At 64.2% G+C, this 14,411-nt stretch carries 17 protein-coding genes; 13 read left to right on the forward strand and 4 right to left on the reverse strand.

What is annotated here, in order from left to right; translation table 11 throughout:
- Positions 1–140: 140 nt before the first annotated feature.
- On the reverse strand, positions 141–617 hold the full coding sequence (locus tag POS17_RS01135) for a DUF6392 family protein (RefSeq protein WP_060836989.1): 477 nt from the start codon (positions 615–617) through the stop codon (positions 141–143).
- 260 nt (positions 618–877) lie between these two features.
- Here POS17_RS01135 and POS17_RS01140 point away from each other — a divergent pair, with 260 nt between their 5' ends.
- On the forward strand, positions 878–1,138 hold the full coding sequence (locus POS17_RS01140) for a hypothetical protein (protein WP_060836990.1): 261 nt from the start codon (positions 878–880) through the stop codon (positions 1,136–1,138).
- Between the two features lie 62 nt (positions 1,139–1,200).
- Here POS17_RS01140 and POS17_RS01145 read toward each other — a convergent pair whose 3' ends face one another.
- From POS17_RS01145 to POS17_RS01155, 3 genes are read right to left on the reverse strand one after another with little or no spacing between them, the layout of a single operon-like run.
- Positions 1,201–2,406 (reverse strand): CynX/NimT family MFS transporter, encoded by a 1,206-nt coding sequence (locus tag POS17_RS01145; protein WP_060836991.1) that lies wholly within the window; start codon positions 2,404–2,406, stop codon positions 1,201–1,203.
- Positions 2,393–2,854, reverse strand: coding sequence for a nucleoside deaminase (locus POS17_RS01150; RefSeq protein ID WP_060836992.1), 462 nt, complete (start codon positions 2,852–2,854; stop codon positions 2,393–2,395). The genes POS17_RS01145 and POS17_RS01150 overlap by 14 nt, the downstream gene beginning before the upstream one ends.
- A 24-nt stretch (positions 2,855–2,878) precedes the next feature.
- A complete protein-coding gene (locus POS17_RS01155) occupies positions 2,879–3,541 on the reverse strand; it encodes an ankyrin repeat domain-containing protein (protein ID WP_060836993.1) in 663 nt (220 codons plus the stop codon).
- 108 nt (positions 3,542–3,649) lie between these two features.
- On the opposite strand from POS17_RS01155, the gene POS17_RS01160 reads away from it, so the two are divergent.
- The 12 genes from POS17_RS01160 to POS17_RS01215 all read left to right on the forward strand — a co-directional run bounded on the left by POS17_RS01160 (position 3,650) and on the right by POS17_RS01215 (position 14,086).
- Positions 3,650–4,522: a LysR substrate-binding domain-containing protein gene (locus tag POS17_RS01160; protein ID WP_060836994.1), complete on the forward strand. Its 873-nt coding sequence runs from the start codon at positions 3,650–3,652 to the stop codon at positions 4,520–4,522.
- Positions 4,523–4,701: 179 nt separating this feature from the next.
- On the forward strand, positions 4,702–5,025 hold the full coding sequence (locus POS17_RS01165) for a hypothetical protein (protein WP_016963092.1): 324 nt from the start codon (positions 4,702–4,704) through the stop codon (positions 5,023–5,025).
- A gap of 416 nt (positions 5,026–5,441) precedes the next feature.
- Positions 5,442–6,257 carry an energy transducer TonB gene (locus tag POS17_RS01170; RefSeq protein ID WP_060836995.1) on the forward strand — a complete coding sequence of 272 codons (816 nt, stop codon included), beginning with the start codon at positions 5,442–5,444 and terminating at the stop codon, positions 6,255–6,257.
- A 55-nt stretch (positions 6,258–6,312) separates the two neighbouring features.
- Positions 6,313–7,038 carry a MotA/TolQ/ExbB proton channel family protein gene (locus POS17_RS01175; protein ID WP_060836996.1) on the forward strand — a complete coding sequence of 242 codons (726 nt, stop codon included), beginning with the start codon at positions 6,313–6,315 and terminating at the stop codon, positions 7,036–7,038.
- Between the two features lies 1 nt (position 7,039).
- Positions 7,040–7,441, forward strand: coding sequence for an ExbD/TolR family protein (locus POS17_RS01180; RefSeq protein WP_011058607.1), 402 nt, complete (start codon positions 7,040–7,042; stop codon positions 7,439–7,441).
- A 466-nt stretch (positions 7,442–7,907) separates the two neighbouring features.
- Positions 7,908–8,489, forward strand: a complete 582-nt coding sequence (locus POS17_RS01185) for an alpha/beta hydrolase (protein WP_060836997.1) — start codon at positions 7,908–7,910, stop codon at positions 8,487–8,489.
- A gap of 58 nt (positions 8,490–8,547) precedes the next feature.
- Positions 8,548–9,468 (forward strand): sigma 54-interacting transcriptional regulator, encoded by a 921-nt coding sequence (locus POS17_RS01190; RefSeq protein ID WP_060836998.1) that lies wholly within the window; start codon positions 8,548–8,550, stop codon positions 9,466–9,468.
- A gap of 345 nt (positions 9,469–9,813) precedes the next feature.
- Positions 9,814–10,596, forward strand: a complete 783-nt coding sequence (locus POS17_RS01195) for a MetQ/NlpA family ABC transporter substrate-binding protein (protein ID WP_060836999.1) — start codon at positions 9,814–9,816, stop codon at positions 10,594–10,596.
- A gap of 524 nt (positions 10,597–11,120) precedes the next feature.
- A complete protein-coding gene (locus POS17_RS01200) occupies positions 11,121–11,786 on the forward strand; it encodes an amino acid ABC transporter permease (RefSeq protein WP_060837000.1) in 666 nt (221 codons plus the stop codon).
- A complete protein-coding gene (locus POS17_RS01205; RefSeq protein ID WP_011058612.1) occupies positions 11,767–12,426 on the forward strand; it encodes an amino acid ABC transporter permease in 660 nt (219 codons plus the stop codon). Before POS17_RS01200 ends, POS17_RS01205 begins: the two co-directional genes overlap by 20 nt.
- Positions 12,423–13,205 carry an amino acid ABC transporter ATP-binding protein gene (locus POS17_RS01210; protein WP_060837001.1) on the forward strand — a complete coding sequence of 261 codons (783 nt, stop codon included), beginning with the start codon at positions 12,423–12,425 and terminating at the stop codon, positions 13,203–13,205. The genes POS17_RS01205 and POS17_RS01210 overlap by 4 nt, the downstream gene beginning before the upstream one ends.
- A complete protein-coding gene (locus tag POS17_RS01215; protein ID WP_060837002.1) occupies positions 13,202–14,086 on the forward strand; it encodes a transporter substrate-binding domain-containing protein in 885 nt (294 codons plus the stop codon). The genes POS17_RS01210 and POS17_RS01215 overlap by 4 nt, the downstream gene beginning before the upstream one ends.
- Positions 14,087–14,411 lie beyond the last annotated feature (325 nt).

A 14,411-nucleotide genomic window follows, 5' to 3' on the forward strand; every position in this document is an offset into this window, starting at 1 on the left:
GCCGCCACGTTTCCTGTAGCCGCTGCCGAGCCTGCGAGGCTGCGAAAAGGACCGCAGGGCCTTGCTTGGCGATCTCGCGCCGGTCCTCTGACGCCTGGCGGATCGCCGCGAATCCTAAAGAGCTACGTGGTGCGGTCGAATCAGTCGCGCTTTGGCTCCAGCAAGTCGAACGACAGGACCTTGATTCGCCCATCGACGCTATAGACGAATCCAACCCGAGCACCGGGATGCAGGTGCTCCGCCAGGCGGTAGCTCTCCCAGGCGTTGAGCGTGCGTTGCCCATCGGCTGATGGCGTGCGTTCCCCCGAGCGCAGGGGTGTGCCCAGCAGGTCGTGAATGTCGGTGCGGGTCATGCTGCGTGAGAACGGGGCGGGCAGTTCGCCGCTGTAGAACGAGCGCCCCTGTTCAAGGGGCACCAGCTCGATCAGGACCTTTTCCAGGGCCAGGCTGTCTTCCCGGAAGTCCAGCATCAGGCCGGGTTCGACGATCACGGTCAGCCATTCGAATTCGTCGTAGAGCTTGCCCGTCGGGCGCTCGATGCTTTCGCCTTGGGCGACCAGCTCTTCGTAGGTGAGGCCCATGCCCTGTACCAGGCGGCTGATCGTTGCGGCGTCCATGGGGGCTTCGTGTCCTTGATTGAGTGCGTGCTGATTGTCGCGAAGGGATTCTACGTGGCGCCGGGGCCGATGGAAGGGAATGGCAATACTTCGGCGATTGTTCCGCCAGGACCTCCTGCCTATAGTCCGGCCTGTCACCGACGCATCGGTGACCGATCTTAGCCGGTCGAAAACAAATGATGGACGCATCAACTGCCCATCAGACGTTGGGGCAGTTCCTGATTTTCATGATGGTCGCGTTCGGCTAAGGAGTGTTATCCATGTCCGAGTTCACCCCGCTACAAAGCAATCTCACCCCTACCCCGGTGCTCTACCTCAACCCTGCCGCCCCTCCGGCCGATCTCTATGGCTGCGCTGTGCAGCGGATCAAGGCCACTCGCGATCTGATGCACAGTCTCAACTGCCTGAGCATCAAGGGTGTTGCCGATCAAGACCTGAGCCATGTGGCCAATGCCGCCCATCTGCTGCTGCAGGACGGCTGCGATGTGCTGGATGCATTGCAGTGGCGGATCGAGGGCTGATCCGTACCTTGACACTTGTCCGCCTGCGAGCCCTCGCAGGCGGCATCGATTGACGGTTGCGCTCAGGTCGCTGGCGCGACAGTGCCGATAGTGACCCTGGCCTGATAACTGGCCGGGCTGAAGATCCGCGTCAACAGCAGCATCGCCAGGACACCCACGATCAGCACCCACCAGGCGCTGGCAAAGCTACCGGTGACTTGTCGCAGCCAGCCGCTCAGCCACGGCGAGACGGCGTTGAGCAGAAAACCCACGCCCTGGACAAAGGCCGCCAGTTGCCCGGCTTCCCGGGGATCACGGCGGTGATCCAGGGTCAGGATCAGGCTCAGGGCAAAGCAGGCTCCCAGGCCGAAGCCGATCAGCGCCACCCACAGGTGCGTGCTCTGCAAGGGCCACAGCACCAGCCCGAGAAACCCCACGGCCTGGGCCGCGAGGCTGATGCCCAGCAGTGGGCGGCGGTCGCTGCTGCGCTGGGCCAGGGCCGGCATCAGTAGGGCGGCGGTGACTTGGAAAATCGTCATGAAGGCCAGCAGCGAGCCGCTCTGGGTAGCACTCCAACCCAGCTGCAGGTAGTAGGCCGGCAGCCAGGCCACCATGCTCATGTAGCCGCAGTTCACCAAGCCGAAATACAACGCCAGCAACCAGGCGCGGCGGTTGTTCCAGAGCCCGGCCCCGGAGGACTGGGCGCCGTTGCGGCGGCCGGCGCCCAGGGGCAGGCACAGCCACAGCAGCAGGGCGGCCATGGCCGGCAGCACCCAGACGCCAAGCCCCACCTGCCAGTTGGCGAAGTGGCTGGCCACTTGCGGGCTGAGCAGGGCGGCGATGCCGCCACCGCCCATCAGCGACGCCGAGTAGACGCCCATGGCCAGGGCCACCCGCTGTTGGAACTGGCGCTTGATCAGCGCCGGCACCAGGGCCTGGATCAAGGCCACGCCGGCGCCGCCGAGCAGGGCGGTGGCGAGCAAGGCCGCGGCCTGGCCGAAGAACAGCCGCACCAGGCAGGCCAGCAACACCAGCAGCAAACCCAGGGACACACCGCGGCGTTCGCCGAGTCGGGCTTCGATGCGTACCCCGAGCAAGGCCACCAGGCCCATGCAGATCACCGGCAGGCTGGTGAGCCAGGCGCTGCTCTGGAAGCTCATGCCGGTGGCGCCGCGAATCTCGTTGAGCAGCGGGCTGACCGAGCTGAGGATCGGTCGCAGGTTCAGGCCCAGGCACACCAGCAGGGCCCAGCCGGCCCAGTGCCGGAAGGTGGATTCAGTTCGCGGCATGGTGCGCCTGCCAATCCTGGTACAGGGCGATCATCGCCGCCTGGGGCAGGTGCAGCAGCGGCAGGCGCTGGGCTTCCAGGGGCTTGCCCAGTTGCTGGTAAATGGCCGCGGTGGACAGGCCGAACGGCTCTGCCTGTTCATTGCTGGCGGCGAACACCGCGCGGGACACGCCGCACAGGTACATGGCGGCCAGGCACATGGGGCAGGGTTGGCCGCTGGCGTAGATCACGCAGTCGTCCAGGCGCGGGCCCAGTTGCCGGCTGGCGGCGCGGATGGCGAGCATTTCGGCGTGGGCGGTGGGGTCCTGGCTGAGGTGGATTTCATTCACCGCCTCGGCCAGCACCCGGCCGTTGCGCACCAGCAGTGCGCCGAACGGGCGGCCGCCCTGCTGGACATTGTGCCGGGCCAGTTCAACGGCCCGTTGCAGGTAGTGTTGATCGTCGTGCATGCAAGGTTCCTAAAAAGGGGGGCTTCAGGTGGCGCCGGCCTCGCGCAGCAGCTTGGCGATGGCCCGCTGGCCACGGCGTTCGGCCTGTTGCAAAGGGCTGAGGCCGGCGCGGTCCGGCAGGTTCAGGTCGGCGCCGGCGGCAATCAGCTGGGCGACGATCTGCTGGTGCGCCGGACCGCCGTCGGACAGCACGATGGCTTCCATCAGGCAGGTCCAGCCCAGGTGGTTGACGTGGTTCAGGTCGACGCCGGCTGCGATCAGCAGGCCCACGGTTTCCACATGCCCGCGTTCGCAGGCCGGGATCAGCGCGGTGCCGCCGTAGCGGTTGGTGCTCTTGAGGTCGGCGCCGTGGGCCAGGGTCAGCTTGAGGATTTCGTTGTGGCCGCTGGCGCCGGCCAGCAGGTAGGGGCTGTCCTGGATCAGGTTCTTGCGGTTGACGTCGGCCCCGGCTTCGATCAGCGCCCGGGCGATGTCGATGCGGTTGTCGCGGGTCGCCAGGAGCAGCGGACTGCTGCCGTCCAGGCCCCGGGCGTCGGGTGCCACGCCCTGTTCAAGCAACCGTTGCACCTGTTGCAGCTGACCCTGGCGCACCGCCTCCAGCAACGAGCCATCGCTGGCCATGACCAGCCCCGCCGTGAGCAGACCGGTGGCGATCAGGCCGCATTTCAGAAAGCGCTTGAGTTGCATCAGAACCTCCCGTTCCTGCCAATGAAAGGCGAGTATGGTGATGGCCCTGGGTATTCTGAAATTAAATATAACCATGCCAATCAGTGGCATTGAGGATGGTAGATCGCGATGCTGGATCCCGTGTTGCTTCGCAGTTTTGTCGCGGTGGCCGACAGCCAGAACTTCACCCGCGCCGCCGAGCGCCTGCACCTCACGCAGTCCACGGTGAGCCAGCAGGTGCGGCGCCTGGAAGAGAGCCTGGGCTGCCAGTTGCTCGACCGCGACCAGCGCCGGGTGGTGGCCACGGTGGAGGGCGAGCGCCTGCTGGCTTATGCCCGGCGCATCCTGGCGCTGCATGAAGAGGCCTGCGATGTGCTGGTCAACCAGCGCGGCGAAGAGGTGCTGCGCCTGGGCGTGCCGGAAGACTTTGCCGCCGAGCGCCTGATGCCCTTGCTCTCGCGCTTTGGCCTGGACTATCCGGCGGTGCGCCTGGAGGTCACCAGTGGTCTGGGACCTGAGTTGCTGCGCCAGTTCCGCCGTGGCGAGTTCGACCTGCTGCTGGTCAAGCAGATGGGCCACAGCGACGACTGCCTGGAGTCCTGGCCCGAGCCGCTGTGCTGGGTCGACAGCCTGCGTCAGCCAGCCTTGGGCCGCGATCCGCTGCCGCTGGTGGCGTTTCCGGTGGGCGGGTTGTATCGCCAGGAAATGCTTCACCACCTGGAGGTCGGCGGCTGGCCGTGGCGCATCGCCTACTCCAGCGCCAGCCTGGCCAGTGTCTGCTCGGCGGTGGCGGCGGGGCTGGGCATCAGCCTGTTGCCGGTGCGGGTGCTGGGCAAGGGCCACCGGATACTCGACGCCGCCAGCGGCCTGCCGGATATCCAGGGCGTGCGCCTGGCGCTGTATGCCGGCAATGGCTTGAGTCGGGCCGGCAAGGCGTTGCAAGAGCAGTTGAGGGCCGTGGCCAGCGTCAAGCCGCAAGTTGAAAACACCGGGAAGTTATAAGTGCTTTTGTTTCGGTCATAACTTATAGAGAGCCGATTGCAGGCTATAGCTATTTAATTAGTTGTTGCGAAAGTTTGTTTTGGACAGAGTTATAAACGCCGACCATGCTGGGTTTGTGAGTTCCAGGAGGAACTTGCTTCATTGGACGAAACATTCAACCGCATAAGGAAACCCGCATTATGTCGAGCATCAATGGAACCTATGTAAACTCCAACGCTGACGCCCGTCTGGTCGTGACCGACGGCAACGACTCCAACGGTTCGTTCAGCGGTGAGTTGACCCAGGCCGGGGTCAAGTACAGCGTCGCCGGGCATTACCACTTCCAGAACAGCACCGGGCAGCCGACCATCATCAATGTATCAGGCTACAACGATGGCTACGGCTACCAGGCCTGGGCGCTGTTTTCACCCGACCACAACTATTCCCGGTTGCGCGCCTCCGGTGCCCGTAGCAACTTCAGCGGCGATGTGGTCGGCCTGAGCGGTGAGTTCGTCAAGCAATAACAAACTCGATAATAATCAGCCGCTGAATACGCGCTGCCTTATATAAGGTGGCGTGCCGGTTCAGCGGCTTTGTCGTGTCCGCTTGTAAAGTTAATTAAGTACATGGGCGCTGAAGTTGGTTTCGAGTGCAATGGGGTTCTATTTTTTTTGCACTAACAGGCCTGCTTCGATGCTTTGCGGGAATATTTTCAATGCCTGTAAGGCATGGCGTTTTTCCCTCTTGGCTACAGCCCTTGAATCACGGGGCCTGAGCTGTTCAGGGTGAATTCAATATTCCGTTTCGATCTATCTATAACTTGAAAGATTACTTTAAGAGATAAGCATGGGGCACTGATCATTGAGTCCCCGGCAGCGTTGCGTGGGGGGTGTTCAAACGCCGCTGCCGGGTTATTCAAAAGATCGTAGGGAGTGAATCCATGGGCAATGTCCAGACCGCCGCCAGTGCACACGAGGTGCTGTGGCGCCAGGCACCGAGCGGCGAGTTGGTCGACCTCGGCCGGCCTCACCGCTCGCCGCTGGGCCAATTGCGTCTGCAACGCACGCCCAAGGGGGTATTGCGCCGTCGTGAGGCGATTCTCCTGGGCGTCGCGGCTCTGGTATTGCACGGTGCAGTGATCTACTGGCTGAGCCAGAAACCGACCCCGGTGCTGCCCATCGTGCCGCCGGAAATCCCGCCCATGACCATCGAGTTCTCGCACCCGGCACCGCCCGTGGTCGAGCCGCCTCCGCCTGTGCCGGTACAGCCGGTGGTGGAGCCGCCGCCTCCGGTGGAGGACGAGCTGGCGGTCAAGCCGCCACCGCCCAAGCCGGTGCCCAAACCCAAGCCCAAGCCGGTGCCCAAGCCCGAGCCGAAACCCGCGCCCAAGCCGGTGCAGCAGACCCCGGCGCCGCCGCAACCTGCGGCGCCGGTAGCCGCCCCGGCAGCGCCCGCGCCACCGGCCCCGGCCCCCGTGACCCCGGCTTCGGCCAGCGCCGCGTACCTGAAGAACCCGGCGCCGGAATACCCGTCCCTGGCCCAGCGCCGGGGTTGGGAAGGCACGGTGCTGCTGCGGGTGCATGTATTGGCCAGCGGCAAGCCCGGAGAGATCCAGATCCAGAAGAGCAGCGGTCGCCAGCAGCTCGACGATGCGGCCCTGGCTGCGGTCAAGCGCTGGAGTTTCGTTCCGGCCAAGCAGGGCGACGTGGCCCAGGACGGCTGGGTCAGCGTACCCATCGACTTCAAGATTCATTGAGCCGCAAGGCCGATCAAATAACGCGCGCTAAACGCTTACACAGAGGGAACACATCATGACGTTACTGGCATCTCCACTGGAATCCATCGAAAGCGCGGTGATCTGGCTGTTGGTGGTCTTCTCCGTCGCCACCTGGGGCCTGGCCCTGGTCAAGGGCGTGCAGTTCGCCCGCCTCAAGTCCCAGGATCGCAAGTTTCACAATCAGTTCTGGGCCGCCTCCAGCCTCGATTCCGCCGCCCCCCTGAGTGAAACCCAGCCCGGCGCGGCGGCCCGGGTGGCCCAGGCCGGCTATGCGGCGATCCAGGTCGGTGACGCGCCCCATGCGGCGGACCTGAGCCAGGCGATCAACCACCAGGACCGTCTCGAACGCGCCCTGCGCCAGCAGATCGTGCGTGAGCGCCGCTCCCTGGAAACCGGCCTGGCGGTGGTCGCCAGTATCGGCAGCACCTCGCCCTTTATCGGTCTGTTCGGCACCGTGTGGGGGATCATGGAAGCCCTGAAAGGCATCAGCGCTGCGGGCTCTGCCAGCCTGGAAACCGTGGCCGGGCCGATCGGCGCGGCGCTGGTGGCCACCGGTGTGGGGATCGCCGTCGCGGTGCCCGCGGTGCTGGTCTACAACTACTTCCTGCGGCGCCTGAAGCTCACGGCTGCGGACCTGGACGACTTTGCCCACGACTTCTACAGCCTGGCGCAGAAGAACTCGTTCCGTGTGCTGATCCACCCGAGCGTGCACAAGGCTGCGGCCCAGGGCAGCCAGCAGAAAGTCAAGGAGGCGTCCTGACATGGCCTTCTCCACTCAAGACAGCGATGAGGTGCTGAGCGAGATCAACGTCACCCCGCTGGTGGACGTGATGCTGGTGCTGCTGGTGGTGTTCATCGTCACCGCGCCGCTGCTGACCAACGCCATCCCGATCAACCTGCCCAAGACCGAGGCCGTGGCCCCGGTGGAGCAGAAGGACCCGCTGGTGGTGAGCATCGACGGCGCCGGCAAACTCTTTATCAACAAGGACGAGATCCAGCCCGACCTGCTGGAAACCAACTTGCAGGCGGCCAAGGCCAAGGACCCGCAAGTGCGGGTGCAGCTGCAGGCCGACGATGGCGTCAATTACGGAGAAGTGGCCCGGGCCATGGCCTCCATCGAGCGGGCGGGCATCACCAAGCTTTCAGTGATTACCGCGCGCTGACACCGAGCAACAAAGCCACGACTTTTCAGGCCGTCTCCTTGGCAGGGTGCGGCCTTTTTTTTGCCTGGCGAAAATGCCCCCTGCAAAGCCCTCCACCGAAATCGCCCTCCCGTTACCCCCTTCGCCGGCAAGAACACCCGCGCAATCGTGCCAACTGTAGGAGCTGGCTTGCCAGCGAAGGCGCCCGCCAGAGCGACACAAGGCCCGCAGGCCCTTTCGCCGGCAAGCCGGCTCCTACAAAAACACCTCCGCAATTGCGCCAACTGTAGGAGCTGGCTTGCCAGCGAAGGCGTCCTCAAGGTTGCGCAAGAGCTGATGGCCCTTTCGCCGGCAAGCCGGCTCCTACGGAGAGCGGGGATGTTTGATATTCATTTAAGGTATTAATAAATAGCTTCTTATTCCTTAACGAATATAAATCCCCTCCCTATACTCGTTCGGGAACAGACACGCAGCAGGAGAGTTCCCCATGCGCAACGAATCCATTCGCTACTTGATTGTGCCGGGCTGGCAAGGATCGCCAGAAGATCATTGGCAAACCCATTGGCAGAACAGCCTGCCCAACAGTGCGCGGGTGGAGCAGGCCGATTGGCTGACGCCGCGTCGCGAAGACTGGGTGGCGGCCCTGGCCGAAGCCATCGCCGCCGACGACACCCCGGTGATCCTGATTGCCCACAGCCTGGGCTGCATCACCGTGGCCCACTGGGCCGCTCGCGCGCCCTTGGCGGCCCTGCGCCAGGTACGCGGCGCGCTGCTGGTGGCGCCGGCGGACGTCGAGCGTCCGGCCTGCGCCCCGGCGCTGCGCAATTTCGCGCCGATTCCCCGGGACCTGCTGCCGTTCCCCAGCCAGGTGGTCAGCTCGGACAACGACAGCGCCGTGAGTGCCCCGCGGGCCCTGGAACTGGCCCGTGACTGGGGCGCCGAAGCCGGGATCCTGGCCGGCGCCGGGCATATCAACGTCAAGTCCGGCCACCAGCGCTGGGAGCAGGGCTTTGCCTATCTCTACCGCCTGCAGAACCGCATGGAGCAGCACGCGCTGCGTCGTGCCTGATCGTCCTTTTCCTGTTTAAGCGCCCCCGTCCCCAGGCGGCCTGGGGCGGGAGTCTGCCATGAGTTCTCACACCCCTTTCGGCCAGCCGTTGCTGACCTTTCCCGATGCGGAAAAAAGCCCCCTGAGCATCCGCGCCAAGGCGCTGGTGTTCGTCGACCCGCGTTCGCGGCAACTGCGTGAAGAGCTGGAGCAACTGGCGCCGCGTGCGGTGTCGGTGCTGATCCGCGGGGAAACCGGCACCGGCAAGGAACTGCTGGCCCGGCACATCCACCGCGCCAGCGACCGCAGCGGCCTGTTCGTCTCGGTCAACTGCGGCGCCATCAGCCCGACCTACGCCGACGCCGAACTGTTCGGCTATGCCGCCGGCAGTTTCAGCGGCTCGGCCAGCAGCCGCGCCGGCTGGTTCGGCTCGGCCAATGGCGGAACCCTGTACCTGGACGAGATCGGCGACCTGCCGCTGCCGATCCAGACCAAGTTGCTGGCGGCCCTGGAAAACCACGAAGTGACCCGGGTCGGTGCCCAGCAGCCGAGCCCGGTGGACGTGCGTCTGGTGGCGGCCACCAGCATCGACCTGGCCCAGGCGGTGGCGGCGGGCAAATTCCATGAGCGCCTGTATCGCTACCTCAGCGAGGGCCAGTTGGAACTGCCGGCGCTGCGCGAGCGGGTGGGGGACATCGAGTCCCTGGCCGAGTACTTCCTGGGCATTTACAGCCAGCGCCTGGACCTGCCGGTGCCGCTGATCAGCGAAGCTGCGCAGCAGGCCCTGGAGCGCCACAGCTGGCCAGGCAATACCCGGGAGCTGGAGAACGTCATTCACTTTGCGCTGCTGGTCAGCAGCGGCGAGGAAATTCTTCCCGAGCACCTCAACCTGCCGCCGACGCCCTCGCCGCTGGAGCAGATCGAGCAGCTGCTGCGGCAGATCGCCGAGAGCGGTTCAGACGCGGACCGCCAGGCCCTCAAGCGCCTGCTGGCGGTGTAGCCGCTGCCGCAGGCTGCGACCGGCTGCGCAGCAGACGCAAAACCGTTCACCAGGATCCTGCTGGAGTGCCCCGATGCCCCTGGCGCCGACTGCGTCGTCGTTCGCAGCCTGCGGCAGCGGCTACAGGGGAGTGCTAGGCCCTCAAGCGCCTGCGGCAGCGGCTACAGGGCGCGGTGGTGGGGCGGGATGTATGAACAAAATGGAATATGAACGTGAATAAAAGATATTGTTCGGGAATAAAAAATCTCGGTATTGTCCGGTTCACGCCAGCAGTGGCACATCACTGGCACCCCGATACGCACCTCATTTGACGCCGTCGTCGATCCCGACACCTAAGGACATCGCATGAAAAAAGTTCTGTTGTTCACCGCACTGGCGGCAGCCCTGAGCGCCGGTATTGCCCAGGCCGCCGAGAAGCTGGTGGTCGCCGCGACTCCGGTGCCCCACGCCGAGATTCTCGAGCTGATCAAGCCGACCCTGGCCAAGGAAGGCGTGGACCTGGAAATCAAGGTCTTCACCGACTACGTGCAACCCAACGTGCAGGTCGATCAGAAGCGCCTGGACGCCAACTACTTCCAGACCCTGCCGTACCTGAAGAACTTCAACGAAGGCAAGGGCACGCACCTGGAAACCGTGATCGGTGTGCACGTCGAACCCTTCGGCGGCTACTCGAAGAAGGTCAAGTCCCTGGCCGAGCTGAAAGACGGCGCCACCATCGCCATCCCCAACGAAGGCAGCAACAGCGGCCGGGCCCTGATCCTGCTGCAGAAGGCCGGGCTGATCGAGCTCAAGGATCCGAAGAACGCCGTGTCCACGCCCAAGGACATCGCCAAGAACCCGCACAACTTCAAGTTCAAGGAACTGGAGTCGGCCATGCTGCCGCGGGTCCTGGATCAGGTTGACCTGGACATGATCAACACCAACTACGCCCTGGAAGCCGGCCTGAACCCGGCCAAGGATGCGCTGGTGATCGAAGGCGCCGATTCGCCCTACGTGAACTACCTGGTGGCGCGTCCGGACAACAAGGACAGCGCGGCGATCCAGAAGCTGGCCAAGGCCCTGACCAGCCCCGAGGTGAAAGCCTTCATCGAGAAGAAGTACAACGGCGCGGTATTGCCGGCGTTCTGATGAACTAGGCTACTGATGCGATAAACCCCTTCAAGGTTTGAACGCCGACGGCTGGCACAGCGTCGGCGTTTTTTATTGCGCCGGCAAAAGCCGCAGGCGCCGGCCGGGCGGCGTTGTGCTTGCCGGCGAGGAGGCCCTCAGGCCGGGTGCAAAGCTGATGGACGCCTTCGCTGGCAAGCCGAGGCCTGCACCCGCCGGCTCCTGCAGTGGAGCGCTATTGCCAGTGGCTTGGAGGGCTCGGCGCAAGGCCGTCAGCCATTTCACCAGCTCATGGGGATCCAGCGGTTGCGGCGTCTTCGCGTTGGCCATGGTGATTGTCCTGGTCAGGCTCAAGGGCAGAAAAGGTAGTAGCTCGGCGCCAGCCCGGCAAATCCGCGGGTTAGGTTTTTGGGTGATATCAATATGCCGTAACGGTATTTAAATTCTGCTTTTTATAGCTATAAAGTCGCGGCAGCCGGGCGGTTACCCACTGCCCCACGGACTGCACCACCGCCGCTGTACCCCAGCGGCGTCCAGGATGATTCATGACCCTCGATTACGCGTTTATCCTCAGCACCCTGCCGGCCTTTCTCAAAGCCGTGGGGGTGACCCTGCAGGTCGGCCTGATCGCCATCGGCACGTCCTTGCTGGTGGCCCTGATCAACGCCACTGTCCTGGTGTTTCGCACCCCTTACCTGCACCGGCTGATCGGCCTGTACGTGGAACTGGCGCGCAACACACCGCTGCTGATCCAGCTGTTCTTCGTCTACTTCGCCTTGCCGGCCCTGGGGATCAAGGTCTCCGGCTTTACCGCGGCGATCATCACCATGACCTTCCTTGGCGGCGCCTACCTCACCGAAGTGCTGCGCGCCGGGGTCGAAGCCGTGCCCCAGGCGCAGCTGGAATCGGGGCGCAGCATCGGCCTGTCGCAATGGCAACTGCTGCGCTACGTGATCCTGCCCCAGGCCGGGATCCTCAGCCTGCCGTCGCTGTTCGCCAATTTCATTTTCCTGCTCAAGGAAACCACCGTGGTCTCGGCGGTGGCGGTGCCGGAGATTCTCTACACCACCAAGAGCTACATCGCCCTGTACTACAAGACCTACGAAATGCTCGCGGTGCTGACCCTGATCTGCGTGCTGCTGTTTCTGCCGCTGTCGCTGTTGCTCAGCCGTCTGGAAAGGAGGTTGCAACATGGCCAGTTCGGGTCTTGAGCTGTTGCTGGTGTCCCTGCCGCAATTGGCCCGGGGCGCTGCACAGACTTTGTCGATTTCGCTGTTGAGCATTGCCTTCAGCACCCTGGGCGGGGTGCTCTACGGCGTGCTGCGCAGCCTGCAGCGCAAGGTGCTGGACGTGCCGCTGCGGATCTACCTGGAGCTGTTCCGGGCGATTCCGGTGCTGGTCTGGCTGTACCTGCTGTTCTTCGGCTTTCCGATCTTCTTCGGCCTCAGCATTCCCAGCTTCACCTGTGCGGTGCTGGTGCTGTCGCTGTGGGGCGCTAGCGAGGTTGGCGAGGTGGTGCGCGGCGCCCTGCAATCCCTGCCCCGGGGCCAGCGTGAAGCGGGCCTGTCCATCGGCCTCTCCGGTGCCCAGCTATACGGCTACGTCTTGCTGCCCCAGGCGCTGAAGCGCATGACGCCGCCAACCATCAACGTCTACACGCGGATCATCAAGACCAGCTCCCTGGCGGTGCTGATCGGCGTGGTGGACGTGATCAAGGTCGGCCAGCAGATCATCGAGCGCACCTACGAGTCGGTGCTGATCTACGGCGTCCTGTTCCTGTTTTTCTTCTTTATCTGCTACCCGCTGTCGGCCGCCTCCCGCGTGCTGGAGCGGCGCTGGACGCAAGCATGAGCGCATTGATCGAGTTCCAGGGTTTCAACAAGTTCTTCGGCCCGCAACAGGTGCTCAAGGAGGTCGACCTGCGCGTGGCGGCGGGGGAGGTGATCGTCATCCTCGGCCCCAGCGGCTGCGGCAAGAGCACCCTGCTGCGCTGCCTCAACGGCCTGGAAACGGCCCACAGCGGGCACCTGCGCTTTGCCGGGCGCGAGCTGCTGAGCCCCGCTACCGACTGGCGCCAGGTGCGCCAGGAGATCGGCATGGTGTTCCAGAGCTATCACTTGTTCCCCCACATGAACGTGCTGGACAACATCCTCCTGGGGCCGCTCAAGGTGCAAAAGCGCGAGCCCCGGGAGGCCCGGGCCCAGGCCGAAGCGTTGCTGGAGCGGGTGGGCCTGCTGGACAAGCGCGAGGCCTTTCCCCGGCAGCTGTCCGGCGGCCAGCAGCAACGCATCGCCATCGTCCGCTCGTTGTGCATGAACCCCCAGGTGATGCTGTTCGACGAGGTCACCGCGGCGCTGGACCCGGAGATGGTCAAGGAAGTGCTGCAGGTGATCCAGGGCCTGGCCCGGGACGGCATGACCCTGTTGATCGTCACCCATGAAATGGCCTTCGCCCGGGCCGTGGCCGACCGCATCGTGTTCATGGACGGCGGGCGCATCGTGGAACAGAACACCCCCGAGGCTTTCTTCACGAACCCGCAGAGCGCACGCGCGCAGCAGTTCCTGGAGAAGTTCTCCTTCGTTGAAGCACTGCCCAAGAAAGCCCCCAAAAAGGAACTGGAGCTCTTATGAAAACTGCCAAGTCTTCGCTGTTGTTACTGCCGCTGTTCGGTCTGGCCCTGCTGGCCGGCTGCGATAAATCCAATGATGCGCCCAAGCCGGCGGCCACTGCCGCCAGCGCCGCGCCGGCGGCCGGTTACCTGGACAAGATCAAGGCTCGGGACAAGCTGATCGTCGGCGTGTTCACCGACAAGCCGCCGTTCGGTTTCGTCGATGAAACCGGGCGTTATGTGGGCTTCGATACCGACATCGGCCGCCAGTTCGCCAAGGACCTGTTGGGGGACGAGAACAAGGTGGAGTTCGTCGCCGTGGAACCGGCCAGCCGCATTCCCTTCCTGCAGAGCGACAAGGTCGACCTGATCCTGGCCAACATGACCGTGACCCCGGAGCGCAAGCAAGCGGTGGAATTCACCAACCCCAACCTCAAGGTGGCGGTGCAGGCCCTGGTGCCCGAGGGTAGCCCGGTGAAGAGCCTGGATGACCTGGCAAGCCGCACCACCATCGTCACCACCGGCACCACCGCAGACATCTGGCTGACCCAGAACCACCCGGACTGGAAACTGCTCAAGTTCGAGAAGAACACCGAGTCCCTGCAAGCCCTGGCCAATGGCCGTGGCGACGCCTATGCCCAGGACAACCTGATTCTGTTCAGCTGGTCCAAGCAGAACCCGGGCTACCGCGTATTGCCCCAGACCCTGGGCGAGCAGGCGCCGATTGCCCCGGCGGTGAAGAAGGGCAACCTCGAACTGCGGGACTGGGTAAATGCCGAACTGGCCAAGCTGGGCGAAGAGAAGTACCTGCTCAAGCTGTATGACCAGTACGTGCGCAAGGAGCTGAGCGACGACACCCCGCCTGAGAGCGTGATCGTCGAAGGCGGCAAATGGCAGGGTTGACCCCTCCTTCCTCCGTGTAGGAGCTGGCTTGCCAGCGAAGGCGTCCTTGAGGGCGATGCAGGGCTTGAGGGCCTCTTCGCCAGCAAGCTGGCTCCTACAGAGGGTGTATTGCGCATGAGCCTTGTAGGAGCTGGCTTGCCAGCGAAGGCGTCCGTGAGGGCGATGCGGGGCTTGAGGGCCTCTTCGCCAGCAAGCTGGCTCCTACGGGGGGCGTATTGCGTTTTAGCCTTGTAGGAGCTGGCTTGCCAGCGAAGACGTCCTTGAGGGCGATGCAGGGCTTGAGGGCCTCTTCGCCAGCAAGCTGGCTCCTACAGAGGGTGTATTG

This window comes from Pseudomonas sp. Os17, from assembly GCF_001547895.1.
Lineage (GTDB): Bacteria > Pseudomonadota > Gammaproteobacteria > Pseudomonadales > Pseudomonadaceae > Aquipseudomonas.